Origin of the sequence: Comamonas suwonensis (assembly GCF_012844455.2) — a bacterium.
GTDB classification, from domain to species: Bacteria; Pseudomonadota; Gammaproteobacteria; order Burkholderiales; family Burkholderiaceae_C; genus Comamonas; species Comamonas suwonensis.
On sequence record NZ_JABBCQ020000001.1, the window covers coordinates 111,294 to 130,603 of the forward strand.

The window sequence follows — 19,310 nt, forward strand, 5'->3', positions numbered from 1 at the left end:
GGCCGAATGCCGCTATTGATCGATGGAACCCCGCAGGAAGACGGCGTCTTCCCCCTGCAACTCACGCAAGGTGCCGCCCACAAGCTCAAAACCAGCCCCGGCCAGGGCAGCCTGAGCTTTGGCCCCAAAGAGCAACTGCCCAAAGCAGATTTGTGGCTGGCGGCCGGAGCCCCCGTGCTGTGGTCTTGCTTTGACCCTTTTGCCACGCCCGCAGGGTCGCCATGGCCGCGCAATTTTTACTATGCAGGCAATGACAGCGGCTTTTTTACCTGGGCACAGCGCCGTCCCATCGAAGGCTTCACTTGGTACCCGCAGTTGCAGCAAGATGTGCATATCGATGCCAGCCAGTCGAGAATCCGTGAGCTGAGCATCCACCTTCAACAAAGCAATCTTGGCCATATCCATCTAAAGCTGCCAGAGCAGGGCTTGCGACTGCATCTGCATGGTCAGCTGAGTCAGATCACGGTGACAGGCGGCAGGCCCGACAGCCTGAGCCTGAACCCCACCACCAGCAAGAACCCCGCTGATGCACCGCTGCTGTTGCCGGATATGGGGACTTTGAAGCAAGTCACCACGCTGGAGCTGGGCAACGGCGCTGGAAAGCAGGCCATTTCGCTGCAAAGCCTGCTGCAATTTTCAGAGCTGGAATCGCTTTCCCTGTGGGGCAATCACAGTGATTTCGCTCTGCTTTCAAGATGCATGCAGCTCAAGGCGCTATCGCTGCGCTTCATACCCCTTCTGCAGGGACTGCCTGCACTGCAGACATGGCCTGCGCTGGACTTCTTTGTCGCCTACAACGTGGAAGAGGCTACTGGCAAACGCCTGCGCCAGCAGCTCAAGGAACGCGCCAAGGAACGCCCCTGGGCAGAGCATGCAGCCGTCAGTCAGCTGCGCAAACCGGAATGGTGGGCCAGAGCGTATGGTCGGCCGTTTAACAGCTGGCCCGCAGCCCGCGCCAAGATAGGCCATGCGGCCTACGACCTGGCAGAGCAGCAACTGAACGCAGCCCAGAGCCTTAGCGATGTACAAACGGCGCTGACCGGTTTCACCCGCCGCTTCAACACCGTCAAAGGCATAGAAACAACTGAGCGTGAAGACCTGGGACAGGCCGTGAACCAGCTAGCGCAGCTGCCGGCGGCCCAATTACTGGGCCTGACGGACGAGCAGGCCCAACATTGGTTTGACGAAAGCCGGGATTACTGAGCAGCGTCAGGATCCACCTGCGCAATGATGCCGCCGCCCAGGCAGACATCGCCGTCATACAGCACGGCAGACTGGCCGGGCGTGACAGCCCATTGCGCTTCGGGGAAGTCCAGACGGAAACCATCAGCCGTCGCCTTGGAAATCAACGCAGGCGAATCCGGTTGACGGTAGCGGGTCTTGGAGCCGTACTGCCTGCCTTCAGCCGGCGCATGACCCGCCACCCAGCTGACCTGATCGGCCACCAGTGCATGTGACAGCAGCAGCGGATGGTCATGCCCCTGCACCACGCGCAGGATGTTCTTGTCCATCTCCTTGCGCGCCACGAACCACGGTGCATGCTCGCCAGCGCCACGGGCCGCGCCCTTTTCCTTCACACCGCCAATACCCAGACCCGAGCGCTGACCCAGCGTGTAGAACGACAGGCCCACATGCTTGCCCAGCTTGCGGTTGCGGTCGTCCAGAATCAGTCCGGGTTCCTTGCTGATGTAGCGATTCAGAAAGTCGCGGAACGGACGCTCCCCGATAAAGCAAATGCCGGTGGAGTCCTTCTTCTTGGCATTGGGCAGACCAATCTCTTCCGCAATGCGGCGCACTTCGGTCTTTTCCAGCTCGCCTACAGGGAACATGGCTTTGGACAGCTGTGTCTGATTCAGGCGGTGCAAAAAGTAGCTCTGGTCCTTGCTGTTGTCCAGCCCCTTGAGCAGCTCGAACAACTGCGTATCGGGGTTCTGGCGCACGCGAGCGTAATGGCCGGTGGCAATCTTCTCGGCCCCCAGTCGCAGGGCGTGGTCCAGAAAGGCCTTGAACTTGATTTCGGCATTGCACAGCACGTCCGGGTTGGGCGTGCGGCCTGCCTGGTATTCGCGCAGAAACTCGGCGAACACGCGGTCCTTGTAATCAGCGGCGAAATTGACATGTTCAATCTCGATGCCGATCACATCGGCCACCGCCGCCGCATCCACAAAGTCGATATTGGACGAGCAGAACTCGCTGTCGTCGTCATCTTCCCAGTTCTTCATGAAGATGCCGACCACCTCATGGCCCTGCTTTTTCAAAAGATAGGCGGTCACGGCGGAATCCACACCGCCCGACAAACCCACCACGACACGCTGCTTGTTGCTCATAGGTATACGATTATCCCAGCGCCCGTCAACTGCTGCGGGTGTGAGGATTTGCCATGGAACTGCGCCAGCTGCGCTACTTTGTCCGAATTGTTGAACTAGGCTCCATGAGCCGTGCTGCGCTGGATCTGGACATGGTGCAGTCCGCGCTCAGCCAGCAGATCAGCCGCTTGGAGTCCGAACTCTCCACCCGATTGCTGCAGCGCACACCGCGCGGCGTCATCCCCACCGAGGCGGGCCAGGCCTTTTTTCATGAAGCCCAGCTCACCCTGCGCCACGCCGCGCAGGCCATTCACGCCGCCCAGCAGGCACGGCTGTCGGGTGCCGTCAGCATGGGCTTGTCGCCCACCATAGCCAATGTGCTGGGCCTGCCGCTGATGCGTGCCATGCGCGAGCGCTACCCCGATGTGCGCCTGCACATGGTGTCTGCACTTTCAGGGCATTTAACGAGTCTTCTCAATGCCAGGCAATTGGATCTAGCTATTCTTTTTGACACGCAGTCAGCCCGGCGCTGGAGCGTGCTGCCGCTGCTGGAAGAACGGCTCTTCCTCATCCAGTCGCGCCAGCAGCCCGTGGCACCGCAAATCACACACGACACGCCCATCAACCTGCAGCAGCTGCAGCAAGTGCCCCTCATCCTGCCTTCGGGCAGCCATGGCCTGCGCAGCTCCATCATGGCCTCGTTCAGCAGCGCGGGCTTTCAGTCGCAGATGGCGATGGAAATCGACTCACTCACCTTGCTGATGGAAGCCGTAGATGCGGGTATGGGCGCCACCGTCCAGCCCTGGTCGGCCGTGGGCATGTACCGCGATGCCGCCGATCGCTTTCAGTGGTCTCAGATCGCCGATGACTCGGTACGCCGCAAGGCGGCGCTATGCAGCTTGTCCGATGATGAACTATCCCCCGCCGCTCTGGCCGCGCGCGTGGTGCTGATGGACTGCGCGCGCCAGCTGGTGAAGTCAGGGGACTGGGTGGGGGCTACGCTGATCGAGTGAGCTGATGGCTCGGCCTCGGCCTCGGCCGCTGCCATGCCGCAAGAGCCAGAAATGCCAGGCCAGAATTTCAGCGTGCCTTACGTAATTTCCACAGCAACTTTGTTGTGCCGAAACGCTCTCACCTCATGGCAAACCTAGATCTTCATTACAACATTGCTGTTGCGGTCCCCTCGCTGCATCTCGTCATCCATCTCGCATCACACCAGCGGCAACAGACTACAGCCGGCGTGAGCGTGCTTTTTTAATATGAGCCTTGCCCAGGGCTGGATGCGACGTGCGCTTCAGGACCGCCAGCCAAAACCAAGGTTCATTTATGACATCCCTAGATATTCAGTTGCTGCTGACCGCGCTGGTCAGCGTGCTGGTACTGGTTGCATTGATTGTGTCGCGCATCAAGATGCACCCGCTGCTGGCTCTGCTCGTCGTCTCCATTGGCGTGGGTTTTGCCACCGGCATGGAGCCGGGCAGCATCGTCAAACAACTGAGCAACGGTGCAGGCAAGACATTGGGCGCCGTGGGCGTAGTCATCGCACTGGGCGCCATGCTGGGCAAGATTCTGGCCGACGCCGGTATCACCGAAAAAATCGCCGAAGCCATACTCAAACATGCTTCAGATCGCATGATCCCCTGGGCCATGACCCTGGTGGCCTTTATCGTCGGCATTCCCATGTTCTTCGAGGTCGGCCTGGTCGTCATGCTGCCGCTGATCTTCAGCGTGGCGCGCAAGCTGGAAAGCCAGGCCCGTTTCAAAGGCTCGGCCTATGTGTACGTGGGTGTTCCTGTCATCTCGGCCTTGGCTGCCATGCATGGCATGGTGCCGCCCCATCCAGGCCCCTTGACCGCCATTGCCACCCTCAAAACCACGGTCGGCCCCACCATGCTGTACGGCTTTCTGGCGGCCATTCCTGCCATGGTTCTGGGCGGCCCCCTGTACGGAGCCTTTATTGCACCGCGCATGAACACCAAGCCTGACCAGACTCTGCTGGATCAGTTCACCATCACGGGAAATGCCGACAGCAAGCAGCCCGGCATTGCGCTCGGCATTCTGGCCGCACTGCTGCCAGCCATTCTGATGCTGGTTCACGCCGTCGCGGAAATGCTGCTCCCCAAGGACTCCCCGGCCATGCATGTGGCCAGCTTTCTGGGCAATCCCCTGATCGCCATGCTGCTGGGCGTGCTGTTCGCCATCGTGGCACTGGTGCTGGCACGCGGCGGTGATATGGAAAAGCTGCGTGAGGCACTGGGCCAGAGCCTCAAGCCCATTGCTTCCATCATCATGATCATTGCCGGAGGCGGTGCCTTCCAGCAGATGCTGACCAGTGCCAAGGTCGGCGATGCCATCGTGCACCTGACCCAGCAGTTTGCCTTCCCACCACTGATTCTGGGCTGGCTGATCGCCATGCTGCTGTCGGTCTCCACCGGCTCGGCAACCGTCGGCATCGTGGGTGCTGCAGGCTTGCTGGCACCGCTCGCCGGTGCCGATCCCAGTCTGAACCTGCCATTGCTGGCCTTGTCCATCGGCTGCGGCTCGCTGTTCTTCAACTACGCCAACCATGCCGGCTTCTGGATGGTCAAGGAATCCTTTGGCATGACCATGAGCGAAGCCACCAAGACCATCTCGGTGGTGCAATCCATCGTCGCGGTCGTGGGTCTGATCATGGTGCTGATCTTCAATGCGCTGCTGACCGTTCAGTAAACCATCCCCGTCGCCCGCTGCGGCGACAGGTCTTGGCAGCAAGGCCTCATCACAATTCGTGATACCCCCATCCCCTCACCCCTCTGCACGGGTGAGGCGGCACTGTCTACAGTCCGGTTCAACACTTGCTTACGCTCTCTAGGAAGCTCTGCGTTCTGGGCGAACAGCAAGACAAGACTGACCCACGTTGAACCGCCACAGGCCCCGCCTGATGGCAGCCCATCATGAAAACTGAAGCCTTTGACACCGATGTGCTCATCATCGGTGGTGGCAACGCTGCCCTGTGCGCCGCACTCATGGCACGCGAAGCGGGCAGCCGCGTGCTGCTGCTGGAATCCGCGCCCCACGAATGGCGCGGTGGCAACTCGGGCCACACCCGCAATCTGCGCTGCATGCACGATGCGCCGCAAGACGTGTTGACCGAGGCTTACCCCGAAGAAGAGTACTGGCAGGACTTGCTGAAGGTCACCGGCGGCATTACCAACGAGCATCTGGCGCGCATGGTGATCCGTGCGTCTTCCACCTGTCGCAACTGGATGCGCAAGCACGGCGTGCACTTTCAGCCGCCGCTTTCGGGCGCGCTGCATGTGGCGCGTACCAATGCCTTTTTCATGGGCGGCGGCAAGGCGCTGGTGAATGCCTATTTCCGCAGTGCTGAAAAGCTGGGCGTGGAGATTCGCTACGAATCGCCTGTGGACCGCATCGAGATCGACAACGGCCAATTCAAAGCAGCGTGGAGTAAGGGTCAACGCATTACCGCCAAGAGCTGCGTGCTGGCTGCGGGTGGCTTCGAGTCCAACCGCGAATGGCTGCGCGAGGCCTGGGGACAGAACGAGCGCGGCGAATGGCCTTCGGACAACTTCTTGATCCGTGGCACGGCCTTTAACAAGGGCGTGTTGCTGCGCCACATGCTCGACGAGCAAGGTGCCGACCGCATTGGTGACCCGACCCAGGCGCACATGGTGGCGATTGATGCCCGGGCGCCGCTGTATGACGGCGGCATTTGCACGCGCATCGACTGCGTGTCGTTGGGCGTGGTGGTCAACCGCGATGCAAAGCGTTTTTATGACGAGGGCGAAGATTTCTGGCCCAAGCGCTACGCCATCTGGGGCCGACTGGTGGCCCAGCAACCGGGGCAGATTGCGTACTCGATCATCGACAGCAAGGCCATTGGTCGCTTTATGCCGCCGGTCTTCCCTGGTGTGAAGGCCGACAGCCTGCCAGAGCTGGCCCACAAGTTGGGTCTGGATGTAGACACCTTCATGCAGACCCTAGATACCTACAACCGCAGCTGCAAGGTCGGCCAGTTCGACCACACCGCACTGGACGATTGCCATACCGAAGGCGTGACCCCCGCCAAGACGCACTGGGCGCGCCCGCTGGATACCGGGCCGTTCTACGGCTACGCGCTGCGCCCCGGCGTCACCTTTACCTATCTGGGCTTGAAAGTCGATGACACCGCGGCGGTGCGCTTTAACGAGCAGCCCAGCCGGAACCTGTTTGTGGCCGGCGAAATGATGGCTGGCAACGTGCTGGGCAAGGGCTATACCGCGGGTGTCGGCATGTCGATCGGCACGGCCTTTGGCCGCATTGCCGGGCGCAACGCCGCCCTGGCCGCAGCGGGCAAAGCCGCCGTGCGCGGCGCTGTGAAAGACGAGGTCTGAACCATGAGCATCCAATCCCTGCAAGACCTCGCCCAGGAAGCCAAGACCCTGGCCACCGGCAAGGTCATCCCCATCATTCCCGCACCGACAGAGACCACCGCCGAAGGCGAAGTGGCGCGTCAGATGCAGATCTGCAATGCCTGCCGCTACTGCGAAGGCTTTTGCGCCGTTTTCCCGGCCATGACGCGCCGCCTGGAATTTGGCAAGGCCGATATGCATTACCTGGCCAATCTCTGCCACAACTGCGGCGCCTGCCTGCATGCCTGCCAGTACGCGCCGCCGCATGAATTTGCCATCAATATCCCCAAGGCCATGGCCGAGGTCCGTGGTCAGACCTATGCCGACTACGCCTGGCCACCCGCCATGGGCAAGCTGTACCAGAAGAACGGCTTGACGCTGTCGCTGGCACTGGTCGCCGGGCTCTTCCTGTTCCTGGCGCTGGCTGTGGCGGCACAAGGCGGGCTGGGCCAGTTGTGGAACCGCAATCTGGGCAATAACTTCTACAACCTGTTCCCGCACAACCTGCTGGTCAGCATTTTTGCGCCCGTGTTCCTGTTCGTGGTGTTTGCGCTCTTCATGGGCGTGCGCCGCTTCTGGACGGACGTGAAGCCCGCAACCAGTGGCGTGGACGTGAGCGGCCCTGCTGCTGCAGAAGCCACGCACGATGTGCTGCGCCTGAAATACCTCGATGGCGGCCATGGTGACGGCTGCCATAACGAGGACGATGCGTACACGCTCAAGCGCCGCCGCTTCCACCACCTGACGTTTTATGGCTTCATGCTGTGCTTTGCCGCCACCGGTCTGGCGACTGTGTACCACTACGTCTTCAATCTGCCTGCGCCTTATGAGCTGCCCAGCCTGCCCAAGATTCTGGGCGCTCTGGGGGGGGTGAGCCTGATGATCGGCACGGCCGGTCTATGGCAGCTAAACCGCACCCGCCACCCGCTGCATGGCGATGCCAAGCAAAAACCCATGGACCTGGGCTTCATCGCCTTGCTGTTCCTGGTCGCAGCAAGCGGTCTGGCGTTGTGGCTGGGGCGCGGAACGCCTGCACTGGCTTTGCTGCTGTGCCTGCACCTGGGCGCGGTGATGGCGCTGTTCGCCACCTTGCCCTACGGCAAGTTTGCGCATGGCGTATTCCGCACCGCATCACTTTTGCGCCACAACGCAGAAAAACGCCAACCCAGCCCCATCGGCCTGGGCGCGGATTAAAACCATCAGCCGGACCACCGGCATCCATCCTGAACAGGAGACATATCTCATGATGAACAAACGCCATTTCCTGCGTGCCACAGCGGTGGCCGCCTCCATGCTGAGCCTGGGCTCTGCGGTGCAGGCCGCACCCGACTGGTTGCCCAACAAGCCCGTCACGCTGGTTGTGGGCTTTGCGGCAGGCGGTGCGGCCGATGCGGCGGCACGCATGATTGCCAAGAAACTGGGCGAAAACATCGGCCAGACCGTGGTGGTGGATAACAAGGGGGGTGCGGGTGGCAATATCGCCCACCAGTTTGTCTCCAAAGCCCCTGCCGACGGCACGGTGCTGCTGTTTGGCTCCATCGGCCCGCTGACAATCGCCCCCCACATCATGAAAGTGGGCTACAACCCCTTCACCGATCTGGCACCCATCTCGGGCGGCGTGAACTTTCCCAACGTACTAGTCGCCCACAAGGGCGCTGGCGTGAAGAATCTGGCCGAGTTTGTGGCCAAGGCCAAGAAGGAGCCTGGCAGCGTGGACTACGCCTCGACCGGCGCGGGCTCGGCCTCGCATCTGGCGGGCGAGCTGTTCAACCAGCGCGCTGGCATCGAGATGGTGCACGTGCCTTATAAGGGAGGCGCTCCGGCGCTGCAGGATTTGCTGGGTGAGCGCGTCACCTCTTACTTTGCCGCACCTCCCACGGCACTGCCGCATGTCGAGTCGGGCAAGCTGATTCCGCTGGCCACCACGGGTCTGACCCGCCCGGCCTATATGCCCAATATTCCCACCGTGGCAGAAGCCGGCTACCCCGGCTTCGAAGCGCTGAACTGGTATGCCTTTGTAGCCCCCGGAAAAACGCCCACTTCCGTGCTGGATCACTGGAACCTGGAAATCGTGAAAGTGCTCAAGGACCCCGGCGTGGCCGAAGCCCTCAAGCACCATGGTCTGACACCCCAGCCCACCACGCGCACCGAGTTTGCGTCCTTCATGAAGAAGGAATACGAGCAATGGGGCAAGGTGGTGAAGGAGCGCAAGATTTCTTCCAACTAAGCTCGAGAAACTCCAGACTTCTTTGCTTTCAGGACTGCTCAGGCAGTCCTTTTTTCATAGCTTGTTGCGCTTTATGGAGAAGCGCCAGAGGCATTTTTGATGCTTGTTATTTCGGTGCTACCGGCCGCAGCACCATCCACAGCGACAGTGCAATCAGCCCACCCCCAGCCACATGGGCCAGACTCAGCGGCTCGCCCAGCAGCAGCCACCCCCAGAGCACGGCGAACACGGGCACGATAAATGTCACCGTCAACGCTTTTTGCGGGCCTTCATCGGTAATCAGGCGGAAGTACAGCACATAGGCCAGAGCCGTACTCAGCAGGCCCAGCAGCGCCACATTGCTCCAGGCCAGCAGCGGTGCAGCCTGCAGCTCCGTCATGGCCTGCGGGTGCAGAAACAGGTGTATCAGCAATGCGGGCAGCAGCACCAGCAGCGCCCCCAACTGGCTGATGAAAACGGCAGCGCGCATATCCACCGGCGCATTCGCTCCCGCAAGCCGCAATGTGAGAAAGCTGGAAAACGCATAGCAGACTGTGGCCACAAAGCAGGCGGCCATGCCACCCAGCACGGCCGTGGTGATTTCCAGCGGCCCGGCCTGCGCCAGTACCGCCACACCACCGATGCCCAGCAGCACGGCGGCAATACGGGCGCGGGTGATGCCCTCTGCAAACACCAGCGCACCCACCACCGTGGCCACCAGCGGCGTAGTGGCGTTGAAGATGGCGCTGTAACCCGAGGGCAGCACCTGCGCGGCCAGCGAGTACATCAGAAAAGGAATGCCGGAGTTGATGACGCCCAGCGCCAGCAGCGGCCACAGATAGCGGCCCAGCCGTGGGCGGTATCCCAGAATGAACAAGGCAGCGCCCAGCCCCAGCGTGGAGAACAGGCCACGCCCCACCGCCGTAGGCACTGCGCCCAGATGGGGAACCGCTATCCGCATGAACAAAAAGCTGCCGCCCCAGAGAGCGGCAAGTGCAATCAGTCGAATCAGGCTGCTCAAGGTCATGGCTGGGCATTGTGCACAGCCTTGTGTCTTTCAGACTGTCACGACAGCTTCAAGCAGCGATCAATGAATCTGCGCCAGCACATCGTCCAGCGTGGCGCCCGCATCCTGCGGCACGGCCGGCGTGGGCTGTGGGAGCCGGTAGATGCTGGAGTCCGCATGAACCAGGCCCAGATCATGGCGCTGGCCAGCCAGATAGTCCTGCACCGACTCCAGCACGATGGGACTGCGGTGCAGATGGGCCGTGGCCTTGAGCTCATCGAGCGTCAGCCAGACGCTGCGCACAATGCCATCGTCCAGCGCACAGTGGGCGTGGTGCATGCCCAGCTCACCCGTGAAGGCAAAGCGCAGATAGGTGATGTCAGAGCCGGTACGCGTGCGCACAAAACGGTTCATATAGATGCCAACCAGCGCCGTGGGCGTGAAGCTGTAGGCGGTCTCTTCCAGCACCTCGCGCACGCAGGCATCGACGGGGCTTTCGCAGGGGTCGAGGTGGCCGGCAGGCGTATTCAGCCGCAGTCCATCTGCCGTTTCTTCTTCTACCAACAAAAAACGGCCATCGCGCTCGATGATGGCCGAGACGGTGACATTGGGTTTCCAGCGATTGGGCATGGGCGGCATTATCCTTGCCCTGCCCAGAAAACTGGTCAGATTATTCCCACCATATAGAGGGCACTCTCTCCATAACTGGCCAAATGTTGCTGCTGCGCTGCATTTGCCACGCTCTCGGCCTTATAGCCTTGACGTTCCCAGTAAAGCTGTGAGCCCTGCACCGACACCAGCGCCGTGCGCTGCACACCACGTGCCCTGGCCTGCGTCTTGACCGCCTGTACCATGCGCTGCGCCAGCCCCTGGCCTGCGACCACCGATGACACTGCCATATCGTGCAGATACAACACGCTGGCGTCTGCATAGTCGGTAAAGTCACCGTTAAGCGGCGTAATGGCACCGGGGCGCGACCAATAGGCAGCCAGATAGGCCACCAGCTCGCCGCCCTGTTCAGCCGCCCAGGAGCAATGCCCCACGCTCTGCAAACGGCGCGTAAACACCTCGCCCGGCTCCGCAAAACCATCGCCATAGCACTGGGCCTGTATGCGCAGCACAGCATTCACATCCGCCGCGCCCAGCGCACGCAGCTGAATTGGCATCAACTCTGACATCTCACACTCTTAAATCAATAGCTACCAGCGCCTTTCCATCAAGGGCTAGAAGCCAATTTCACTTAAACCTTCTATTGACAGCTTAGCAAGCCCGTCATACCACTGCCTGGCGCAGGCACTATCACAATGATAATGATTCTCAATTGGATTCTGTTTGCCTGAATCCATAACATCCAGCTATCGACTCAGGAAAATGCCATGACACGTTTGATTCAGGCCATGCGCAAAAACAAGCTCACGCTGAGCAAAACCATCAGCTACTACTTTATCCATATCACCGTAGCCGCCTGCGTGGCCTATGCCGTGACGGGGAACCTGCTGGCTTCGCTCACCCTCAGCTTGCTCGAGCCCACGATTCAGGCCTTTGCCTTTTTCTTCCATGAAAAAGCCTGGGAGCGCCGCTTGAAAAAGCAGGAGCAGAAAGCGCTTGTGGCACAAGCCTGAGCATATAAAAGGCCCTTATGAATACCAGTCACACCCCTACGTTTGCGCATTGGCTGTTGCGGTCACTGGCCACGCTGGGCGATTGCAACGGACAGCTTGCCGACCTGTAGAAATCATGTGCACAAGCCTGAATTGAGCCTCTTGATAAGTCACTGACTCAGCTGATTTCCTTCAATCTCTTCATGGAAAGAAGCTGAAAATCTCTGAGGATAGGTATCAGAAACCAAGTCTGTCTGTGGATAACTATCGCGCAAGCCTCTGCCAGATCAGCGCCTATGGGTTTGCGGCTATTTCCCAAAGCAAGCACGCGGCCAACAATGCGCAGAACTCCAGGAGTTCCCATGCAGCTTGCAGATACCCAGACTTCGCCATCCGCGACGCCCCCCGATGCGCAGTGGCTGGCCGCCCACTGGATGCCCTTCACCGGCAACCGCGACTTCAAGGCCAAGCCGCGCATCATTACCGCCGCCCAAGGCGCGTATTACACGGATGCTGACGGTCGCCGTATCTTTGATGGCCTCTCGGGCCTGTGGTGCAGCGGACTGGGCCATGGCCGCCGCGAGATTGCCGAGGCCGTTGGCAAAGCAGCGCTGCAGCTGGATTACGCCCCGGCGTTCCAGTTTGGCCACCCTGCGTCGTTCGAGCTGGCCAATCGCATCATCAAGCTGATGCCCCAAAGCTCAAGCCATCGGCTAGCGCATGTGTTCTTCACCGGTTCAGGCTCAGAGGCCGCAGACACCTCACTCAAAATGGCTCGCGCCTATTGGCGGGCCAAGGGACAAGGCACAAAAACAAGGCTGATCGGCCGCGAAAAGGGCTACCACGGGGTGAACTTTGGCGGCATCTCCGTCGGCGGCATGGTGGGCAATCGCAAGACTTTTGGCCAAGGCATTGAGGCTGATCATCTGCCCCATACCCAGCCTCCGCCGGGATCTTTCTGTCAAGGCATGCCGCAGACAGATGGCAAGGCGCTAGCCGAGCGCCTGCTGGACCTGATTGCGCTGCATGACGCCAGCAATATCGCCGCCGTGATTGTGGAGCCCATGTCCGGATCTGGGGGTGTGGTGGTTCCGCCTGCAGGCTATCTGCAACGCCTGCGCGAAATCTGTACCCAGCACAGCATCTTGCTGATTTTTGATGAGGTCATCACCGGTTTTGGCCGTCTGGGCGCCATGACAGCAGCCGAAGCCTTTGGCGTGATGCCCGACATCATGAACATCGCCAAACAAGTGACCAATGGCGCACAGCCGCTGGGGGCCTGCGTGGTGACGCCCGAGATTTACAACAGCTTCATGGACGCAGGCGGGCCCGAGTACATGCTGGAGTTTGCCCATGGCTACACCTACAGCGCCCATCCCGTGGCCTGCGCCGCCGGTATTGCCGCGCTGGATGTACTGGAGCAAGAAGACGGCCCGGGCCGCGTAAAGGCGCTGGCCCCGTTCTTTGAGCAGGCCGTGCACAGCCTCAAAGGCGCAAGGCATGTGCTGGATATTCGCAACATCGGCCTGGCTGGCGGGCTGACGATTGAGCCCTTGCCCGGCGAGCCCGCAAAGCGCCCCTACGAGATTGCGATGAAGTGCTGGGATGCCGGCTTTTACGTGCGCTATGGCGGCGACACGATTCAGCTCGCGCCACCCTTTATCAGCGAAAAAGCGGAAATTGAGCGGCTGATCAACGCACTGGGCGACGCGCTGCAAGCCACTGACTGAACTATCAAATGAATAGCTTCTAGCGCTTATCAGATAAGCGTTAGAAGCTATTTTTATCCTCGTTCAGGAAAGTTGTGCCGCAAGCGCTTCGTACTCAGCCACGGGCACCTCTTCCGCACGGCGCTGCACGTCGAACTCGCCCGAGAAGCCTTTGTCTTCCAGCCACTTGCCCAGCGTGTTGCGCAAGATCTTGCGGCGCTGGCTGAAGGCCACACGCACCAGCTCTTCCAGCAGTTGGGGGTTGAGTTCCGCAGGCTTCTCACGCGGAATCATTCGCACCACGGCGCTATCGACCTTGGGGGGCGGGTTGAAGCTGCCCGGCGGCACAAACAGTACATCTTCCATGGCGTAGCGCCACTGCAGCATGACCGACAAACGGCCATAGGCGGAATTGCCCGCATCAGCCACCATGCGGTCGATCACCTCTTTTTGCAGCATGAAGTGCTGGTCTTGCACCACATCCACCTGTTCCAGCAGATGGAACAAGATGGGGCTGGAGATGTTGTAGGGCAGGTTGCCCACCACACGCAGCTTGGGCACGCCCAGATGCGCCGCCAGCGCCCGGAAGTCCACCTTGAGCACGTCGGATTCGACCACATCCAGATCGTCGCGCAGGCGCAGACGCGCCGCCAGGTCACGGTCCAGCTCGATCACGGTGAGCTTGCCCAGACGCTCGACCAGCGGCTGCGACAGCGCCATGAGGCCGGGACCGATCTCGACCATGGGCTCGCCTGCCGCGGGGTTGATGGCGTCAACAATGCTGTCGATGATGGCGCCGTCCGTCAGAAAGTTCTGGCCAAAACGCTTGCGTGGAATATGTTTCATGAATGCGAAAGCGGTGCCTGAGCACCGCTTGAAAACTGTGGGATTGTGAGTGCCCGATGCCGAATGATGACATTAGCGGGCACTTCAAGTGAACTACATGGGCTTATTGAGGTGGCTCGCGGTACTCAACGAAGGCCTTGCCGCGCAGCTCTTTGAGCCAAGTGTCATAGTCTTGCTCGACCTTGCGCTCGCGCACGACGTTGCGCACCATTTCGCGCTGCTCGCGCTCGTTCAGCTTTTCCTGACGACGCTCAATCAGCTGAATCAGGTGCACGCCAAAGCGCGACACGACAGGGGCACTGATCTCGCCGGGCTGCAAGTTGTTGAGCACGCGCTCGAACTCCGGCACAAACTGGCCGGGGGAGGACCAGCCCAGATCACCACCATTGCGTGCGCTGCCATCCTTGGAGAACTCCTGCGCCAGTTGCTGGAAGGTCGCCTGACCGGCCTGCACGCGGCGCTTGTAGTCTTCCAGGCGCTTGGCGGCCTGCGCTTCGGTCATGCCATCACCCACGGTCAACAGAATATGACGTGCATGGTTTTGCGTGATGAAAGCAGGTGCTGCGCCGGCCTGGGACTTTTCCAGCACCTTGAGCACGTGAAAGCCCGCGCCGGAGCGGAATGGCCCCACGACAGTACCCGTCGCGGCAGAGCCCACTTGCTGAACGAACAACTCAGGATATTCGCTGACGGGGCGCATGCCCATGGCACCGCCACCCTGTCCATTAGGCACATCCGAGAATTCATGCACGACAGCCACAAAGTCGGCGTTGCTGCGGGCAGCTTCTGCGGCTTTCTTGGCCTTGGCTTCAAGCTCGGCGACCACCGCAGCGCTGGCATTTTCAGGCACGGTGATCAGGATGTGCGCCAAATTGGCCATGGCACCCGCAGCCACGGCATCGCCAGGGCGCTTTTGCTCTTTGAGGTAACGGTCAATATCGGCTTCGGTGACCTTGACCTTGGCGTCCACCTCACGCTCACGCAGGCGCTGCATCTGCATCTGCCCACTGATTTCAGCGCGGAACTGCGCCTCCGAGATGCCATCGGCCTTGAGGCGAGCCAGCAAACCGGCCATGTCCGTATTGTTCTGACGCGCCACATTGGCCACGGCCTGATCGACAGTCAGCTTGTCTACATTAATGCCGTTGTCACGTGCTTCCTGCAGCTGCACACGCTCGACCACCAGGCGCTCCAGCACCTGGCGGGCCAGTTCGCTCTGGGGTGGGAGCTGACCACCCTGCTCAGTCACGTTCTGCGCCACACGCTCCATGCGCGCGCGCACCTCGTTGTTGGTAATGGGTTCAGAATTCACCACGGCCACGATGTAATCAGCCGAGCGAATACCACTTGCCGCAGCAGGAGCCTGACGGGCCGAAGGCTTACCAGTGGCCTCCAATGCACGCGAGAGCGACGCATCATTGCCAGCCTTGGCCTTGCCAGGAGTCTTCAGAGACTGAGCCTGCACACAGGCAGCCATCACAGCCAAAGCCATGGCTACAGCACATGCATTGGTTGTCTTGGAGAAAAAACGCATGAAAAAGCCTTGATTAATCGTAATTGGTAAAGCGGCTTGGCGGAGTCACCGCCTCACGCAGATATTGGTAGCGCGGCACATTTTGCTTGAGACTGGTCGTGGGATCCGCACCAAAGCTCAGGCGCGAGAAGCCGACGAATTCGACCTGGAACAGCAGACGCAGATTGGACTGGATAACCGAGCTTTGCAGGCGCTCCAGAACCACGCGGCCAATCCAGCAGCAGCCGTCGTATTCAAAACCCACGACGGTATCGACCAGCTTGTTGTCCTTGATCGAGTAGTTCAGACGCCCCACGGCATACCAGCGGCCACCGCCCTGACCCCGGCCTGCCCCCAAATCCTTGCCCTTGTCGCCCCAGAGATCATTGATGGGCCATTGCCAGCCCACATCCACCAGTTCACTGGAAGGCTTTCTGGTCTGGGTATCAAGCTGGGTACGGTAACCAATATTGAAAGTGCGGTAGTTACCAGGGCTGTAGCGTGCCGTGGCCGTGGTGCGAACCGTACGGCCAATGTCTTTGTTGTACTGGGTCGTGCCTTCCAGCGACCATTTATCGGTCCAGTTGAAGGCCGCACCCAGCAGAACATCAGACAATTTGCTGGTGGCCGCGACCTCACCGGGCAGCAACACGCGCTGATCGGACAAGCGCACACGCTGGGCAATCGCGAACTTGAGCTTTTCCGCACCACTTTCAGGGTCGATAAAGCGTGAAGTAGCCCCCAGTGTCAGCAAATGGTTGTCGGCGATACGGTCTTGCCCGACGTAATCATTCTCGGAAAAAATACTCGCAAAGTTGAAGTCACTGCGGCTGGTGTCATACAGCGGCAGCATGCTCTGATTGCGGTAAGGCGTGTAAGTGTAGAAGGCGCGTGGCTCAAAGGTCTGCAGCAAATTTTTGCCAAACCAGGCGGTGTCGCGCTCGAAAAACAGACCACTGTCCAGACTGAAGGTCGGCAGCGTGCGGTTAGCGCTCTTGCTGCCATCGCTCATCAACTGATCTGTCTGATACATCGCTGTATGCAGCAGAACCTTGGGTGTAATAAAGGCACCGGGCGACAGGAAGGGCCTGCTTAGTTGAGTCTGCATATAGCTGCGCTGACCATTATTGCCGACTTGCCCAGCAATCGGCTGGATCAACTCAAAGCGCGTCGTGTCCGCCACGAGCGTGAAATCCAGCCCATGCGGCAGGTCTAGCGGTGTGTAGCGGTACTGCAGTTGCGGCACCATGCTGTAGGGCGGCGCAATCGGCGATGTCACATCCTGCTGCACCTGATAGCGCAGCACATTCAGGCTCAGCACCCCATCGCCCTTGGCCCAGCTCAAATTGGCCGTGCTGGGCAGCAGGCGCTGGCGCAGAGCCACAGGCGCCAGGCGGAAGTCACGCCAGTAATCGCCGTCGCTGACGCGGTTCAGGTTCATGCTCAGACCCAGGCCACCCACAGGCGTATCAAAGCTCGTGCGGTGCTGCCACGAGTAACCCCAGCGATCCCGATTTCGCAAGTTGTCGCCAGGCATATAGCTGGCATAGGTCTCGCCGGAGTAGCCTGGCTCCAGATAGCGAAATTGTCCCGTCAGATTCACGCCACGCTTGGTCATCAGCGTGGGAACGATGGTCATATCGCGGTTCGGCGCAATATTCCAGTAATACGGCTGCGAATATTCGATACCGCCCAGCTTGTCCATGCCAATCATGGGCGGCAGCAGGCCAGACTTGCGCTTGTCCGATAACGGAAAGCTCATGCGCGGCACAGGCAGAACGGTTACGCCCTTGAACTGTAGTCGGGCACCTTCAGCCACGCCCACTTCTTCGGCCATATCCAGATGAATGACCTTGGCCTTGAGCATCCAGCTCGGCTCCCAGCTGGCTTCGTCATCGCGCTGGCAAGTGGTGTAGGTGGCATCGTGAACAATCGAGCGGTCTTTATCGACAAAATCCACCCGCGACGATTCACCATGGCCGCCATTGGCCAGAAACCTATAGTTGGCGTTATCAAACTGGCCCTTGAAGGCATCAACCTGTAAATCCAGCGCCGTGCCCTCGTAGACATTGCCGCCTTGATTGATGTGCACCGAGCCCACGGCCTTGACCTTGTCGTCCACAACACCGTAGTCCAGCTTCTCAGCGCGAATCGAGGTATCGCCGCGACGCAGTTCAGCCTCGCCATGTACCGAGGCCTTGATATCCGGCTGGCCAGACAGGCTGTCACCCTTGAGATAGACCGGCTGCTGGTCACGCACCTCCTGCGGATAGCTTTCCTGCAACAGGCTGCTGGACTTAAGTTCCAGCGCAGGCAGTGCGTCACCGACACTGGACGCGGACGACTCAGCCGGTACTGCGGGCTGTGCATACGCCTGCATGCCCGCGCCGGCCCATGCCAGTGCCACGGCCCATGCCAGAGGGCGAATCACCGGCCGAGTGCCTCCCACGCGCGTCAAACGAGCGGAGCTGGCGGGTTGGAAATCTCGTGGATGGGATGGGGATTGCACGATGATCAAAAGCGTCAAAAGCGCGCATGCGCGGGCATACGTCAACAGAAAACCGAGAGCCTAGCACCACTGTCCGAAGACAGGTTGGCATCGGTTTGTAAAATCCGATTATCCATGACCGCTTCAATCACCCCCACAGACGGCGTTGCCTGGGCAGATTCTGCCCGCCACGCTGCTTTCGACGCCTGGCTGGCTCCGCTCGCTGCAAAGCACCAGGTGCTTCCTACAACTCTGCGCCCCGCCTCGGCCGATGCGAGCTTTCGCCGCTATCTGCGGCTGGACCGCGCCGACGGCAGCAGCCTGATTGTCATGGACGCCCCTCCTGACAAGGAAGACTGCGCACCCTTCGTCAAGGTGCAAGGCCTGATGGCCCAGGCCGGTCTGTGCGTGCCCCAGATTCTGGAATGGGATGCCGCTAATGGCTTCATGCTGCTCAACGACTTGGGCAGCCAAACCGTCATCGAAGCGCTGAATCCCGAAAAGCCCCAGGACGCCGAAAGCTGGTATCGCTCTGCCCTTGAGACCTTGCTGGACTGGCAACTGGCCTCCAAGGCCGGCAATACGGGCAATCTGCCGATTTACAATGAAGCCCTGCTGCGCCGCGAGTTGCAGTTGTTTCCCGACTGGTACATCGGCCAGCACCGCAAGTTCACGCTGGACGACAAGCAGCAGGCCTTGATAAGCAAGACCTTCGACCAGATCGTCGCTCACAACCTGCAAGCGCCCAGCGTCTATGTGCACCGTGATTTCATGATGCGCAACCTGATGCAGCCTGTGACCAACGGTGCGCCATTAGGCGTACTGGACTTTCAGGACGCGGTTTACGGCCCCATCACTTATGACATTGCCAGCCTGCTGCGCGATGCATTCATCAGCTGGGAAGAAGACTTCATCATTGACATCACCATCCGCTACTGGGAAAAGGCCCGCAAGGCGGGCCTCGTCGGTGCCAACAGCGCCAGCGGCTGGGGTGATGACTTTGGCGAGTTCTACCGCGGCGTGGAATGGATGGGTCTGCAGCGCCACCTGAAAGTGGCCGGCATCTTTGCCCGACTCACGCTGCGCGACGGAAAACCTAAATATCTGGCCGATGCGCCGCGTTTCATCCACTACATCCGCACCACCTGCGACCGCTACCGCGCTCTGGGTCCGTTCCTCAAGCTGATCGATGAGATCGAGGGAATCCAGACGCAGGTGGGCTATGCCTACGGCCGGATGTAAGC

Annotated in this window: 16 protein-coding genes; 9 read left to right on the forward strand and 7 right to left on the reverse strand. The window is 60.3% G+C overall.

The window, feature by feature from the left end; all coding sequences use genetic code 11:
• Window positions 1–6 precede the first annotated feature (6 nt).
• The gene (locus HF327_RS00520) at window positions 7–1,203 is read left to right on the forward strand and encodes a transcriptional regulator (RefSeq protein WP_169106382.1); all 1,197 of its coding nucleotides are present in this window, start codon (window positions 7–9) and stop codon (window positions 1,201–1,203) included.
• On the opposite strand, the gene mnmA is transcribed toward HF327_RS00520, so the two are convergent.
• Window positions 1,197–2,327, reverse strand: a complete 1,131-nt coding sequence (gene mnmA, locus HF327_RS00525) for a tRNA 2-thiouridine(34) synthase MnmA (protein WP_169106383.1) — start codon at window positions 2,325–2,327, stop codon at window positions 1,197–1,199. The genes HF327_RS00520 and mnmA overlap by 7 nt on opposite strands.
• Before the next feature lie 53 nt (window positions 2,328–2,380).
• Between mnmA and HF327_RS00530 the strand changes: the two genes are divergently transcribed.
• The 5 genes from HF327_RS00530 (at window position 2,381) to HF327_RS00550 (ending at window position 8,924) form a co-directional block, all read left to right on the forward strand.
• Window positions 2,381–3,319, forward strand: coding sequence for a LysR family transcriptional regulator (locus tag HF327_RS00530; RefSeq protein WP_169106384.1), 939 nt, complete (start codon window positions 2,381–2,383; stop codon window positions 3,317–3,319).
• 313 nt (window positions 3,320–3,632) lie between these two features.
• Window positions 3,633–5,015 carry a GntP family permease gene (locus tag HF327_RS00535; RefSeq protein ID WP_169106385.1) on the forward strand — a complete coding sequence of 461 codons (1,383 nt, stop codon included), beginning with the start codon at window positions 3,633–3,635 and terminating at the stop codon, window positions 5,013–5,015.
• A 224-nt stretch (window positions 5,016–5,239) separates the two neighbouring features.
• A complete protein-coding gene (gene tcuA / locus HF327_RS00540; RefSeq protein ID WP_169106386.1) occupies window positions 5,240–6,679 on the forward strand; it encodes an FAD-dependent tricarballylate dehydrogenase TcuA in 1,440 nt (479 codons plus the stop codon).
• Between the two features lie 3 nt (window positions 6,680–6,682).
• Entirely contained in the window at window positions 6,683–7,891 is a 1,209-nt protein-coding gene (gene tcuB / locus HF327_RS00545; protein WP_198460372.1) for a tricarballylate utilization 4Fe-4S protein TcuB, read from the forward strand.
• A gap of 49 nt (window positions 7,892–7,940) precedes the next feature.
• Window positions 7,941–8,924, forward strand: coding sequence for a Bug family tripartite tricarboxylate transporter substrate binding protein (locus HF327_RS00550; RefSeq protein ID WP_198460373.1), 984 nt, complete (start codon window positions 7,941–7,943; stop codon window positions 8,922–8,924).
• 106 nt (window positions 8,925–9,030) lie between these two features.
• Here HF327_RS00550 and HF327_RS00555 read toward each other — a convergent pair whose 3' ends face one another.
• From HF327_RS00555 to HF327_RS00565, 3 genes are read right to left on the reverse strand one after another with little or no spacing between them, the layout of a single operon-like run.
• Entirely contained in the window at window positions 9,031–9,930 is a 900-nt protein-coding gene (locus HF327_RS00555; RefSeq protein WP_169106387.1) for a DMT family transporter, read from the reverse strand.
• Between the two features lie 60 nt (window positions 9,931–9,990).
• The gene (locus tag HF327_RS00560; RefSeq protein WP_169106388.1) at window positions 9,991–10,548 is read right to left on the reverse strand and encodes an NUDIX hydrolase; all 558 of its coding nucleotides are present in this window, start codon (window positions 10,546–10,548) and stop codon (window positions 9,991–9,993) included.
• A gap of 26 nt (window positions 10,549–10,574) precedes the next feature.
• Window positions 10,575–11,087, reverse strand: a complete 513-nt coding sequence (locus HF327_RS00565) for a GNAT family N-acetyltransferase (protein WP_169106389.1) — start codon at window positions 11,085–11,087, stop codon at window positions 10,575–10,577.
• Window positions 11,088–11,285: 198 nt separating this feature from the next.
• Here HF327_RS00565 and HF327_RS00570 point away from each other — a divergent pair, with 198 nt between their 5' ends.
• Both HF327_RS00570 and HF327_RS00575 read left to right on the forward strand, forming a co-directional pair.
• Window positions 11,286–11,531, forward strand: a complete 246-nt coding sequence (locus HF327_RS00570; protein ID WP_169106390.1) for a DUF2061 domain-containing protein — start codon at window positions 11,286–11,288, stop codon at window positions 11,529–11,531.
• A 341-nt stretch (window positions 11,532–11,872) separates the two neighbouring features.
• Entirely contained in the window at window positions 11,873–13,240 is a 1,368-nt protein-coding gene (locus HF327_RS00575; RefSeq protein WP_169106391.1) for an aspartate aminotransferase family protein, read from the forward strand.
• Window positions 13,241–13,303: 63 nt separating this feature from the next.
• On the opposite strand, the gene rsmA is transcribed toward HF327_RS00575, so the two are convergent.
• From rsmA to HF327_RS00590, 3 genes are all read right to left on the reverse strand, one after another.
• Entirely contained in the window at window positions 13,304–14,065 is a 762-nt protein-coding gene (gene rsmA / locus HF327_RS00580; protein WP_169106392.1) for a 16S rRNA (adenine(1518)-N(6)/adenine(1519)-N(6))-dimethyltransferase RsmA, read from the reverse strand.
• A gap of 103 nt (window positions 14,066–14,168) precedes the next feature.
• Window positions 14,169–15,599 (reverse strand): peptidylprolyl isomerase, encoded by a 1,431-nt coding sequence (locus HF327_RS00585; RefSeq protein ID WP_169106393.1) that lies wholly within the window; start codon window positions 15,597–15,599, stop codon window positions 14,169–14,171.
• Window positions 15,600–15,612: 13 nt separating this feature from the next.
• A complete protein-coding gene (locus tag HF327_RS00590) occupies window positions 15,613–17,958 on the reverse strand; it encodes an LPS-assembly protein LptD (protein WP_206764309.1) in 2,346 nt (781 codons plus the stop codon).
• 243 nt (window positions 17,959–18,201) lie between these two features.
• Between HF327_RS00590 and HF327_RS00595 the strand changes: the two genes are divergently transcribed.
• The gene (locus tag HF327_RS00595) at window positions 18,202–19,308 is read left to right on the forward strand and encodes an aminoglycoside phosphotransferase family protein (protein ID WP_169106394.1); all 1,107 of its coding nucleotides are present in this window, start codon (window positions 18,202–18,204) and stop codon (window positions 19,306–19,308) included.
• The last annotated feature ends 2 nt before the right edge of the window (window positions 19,309–19,310 follow it).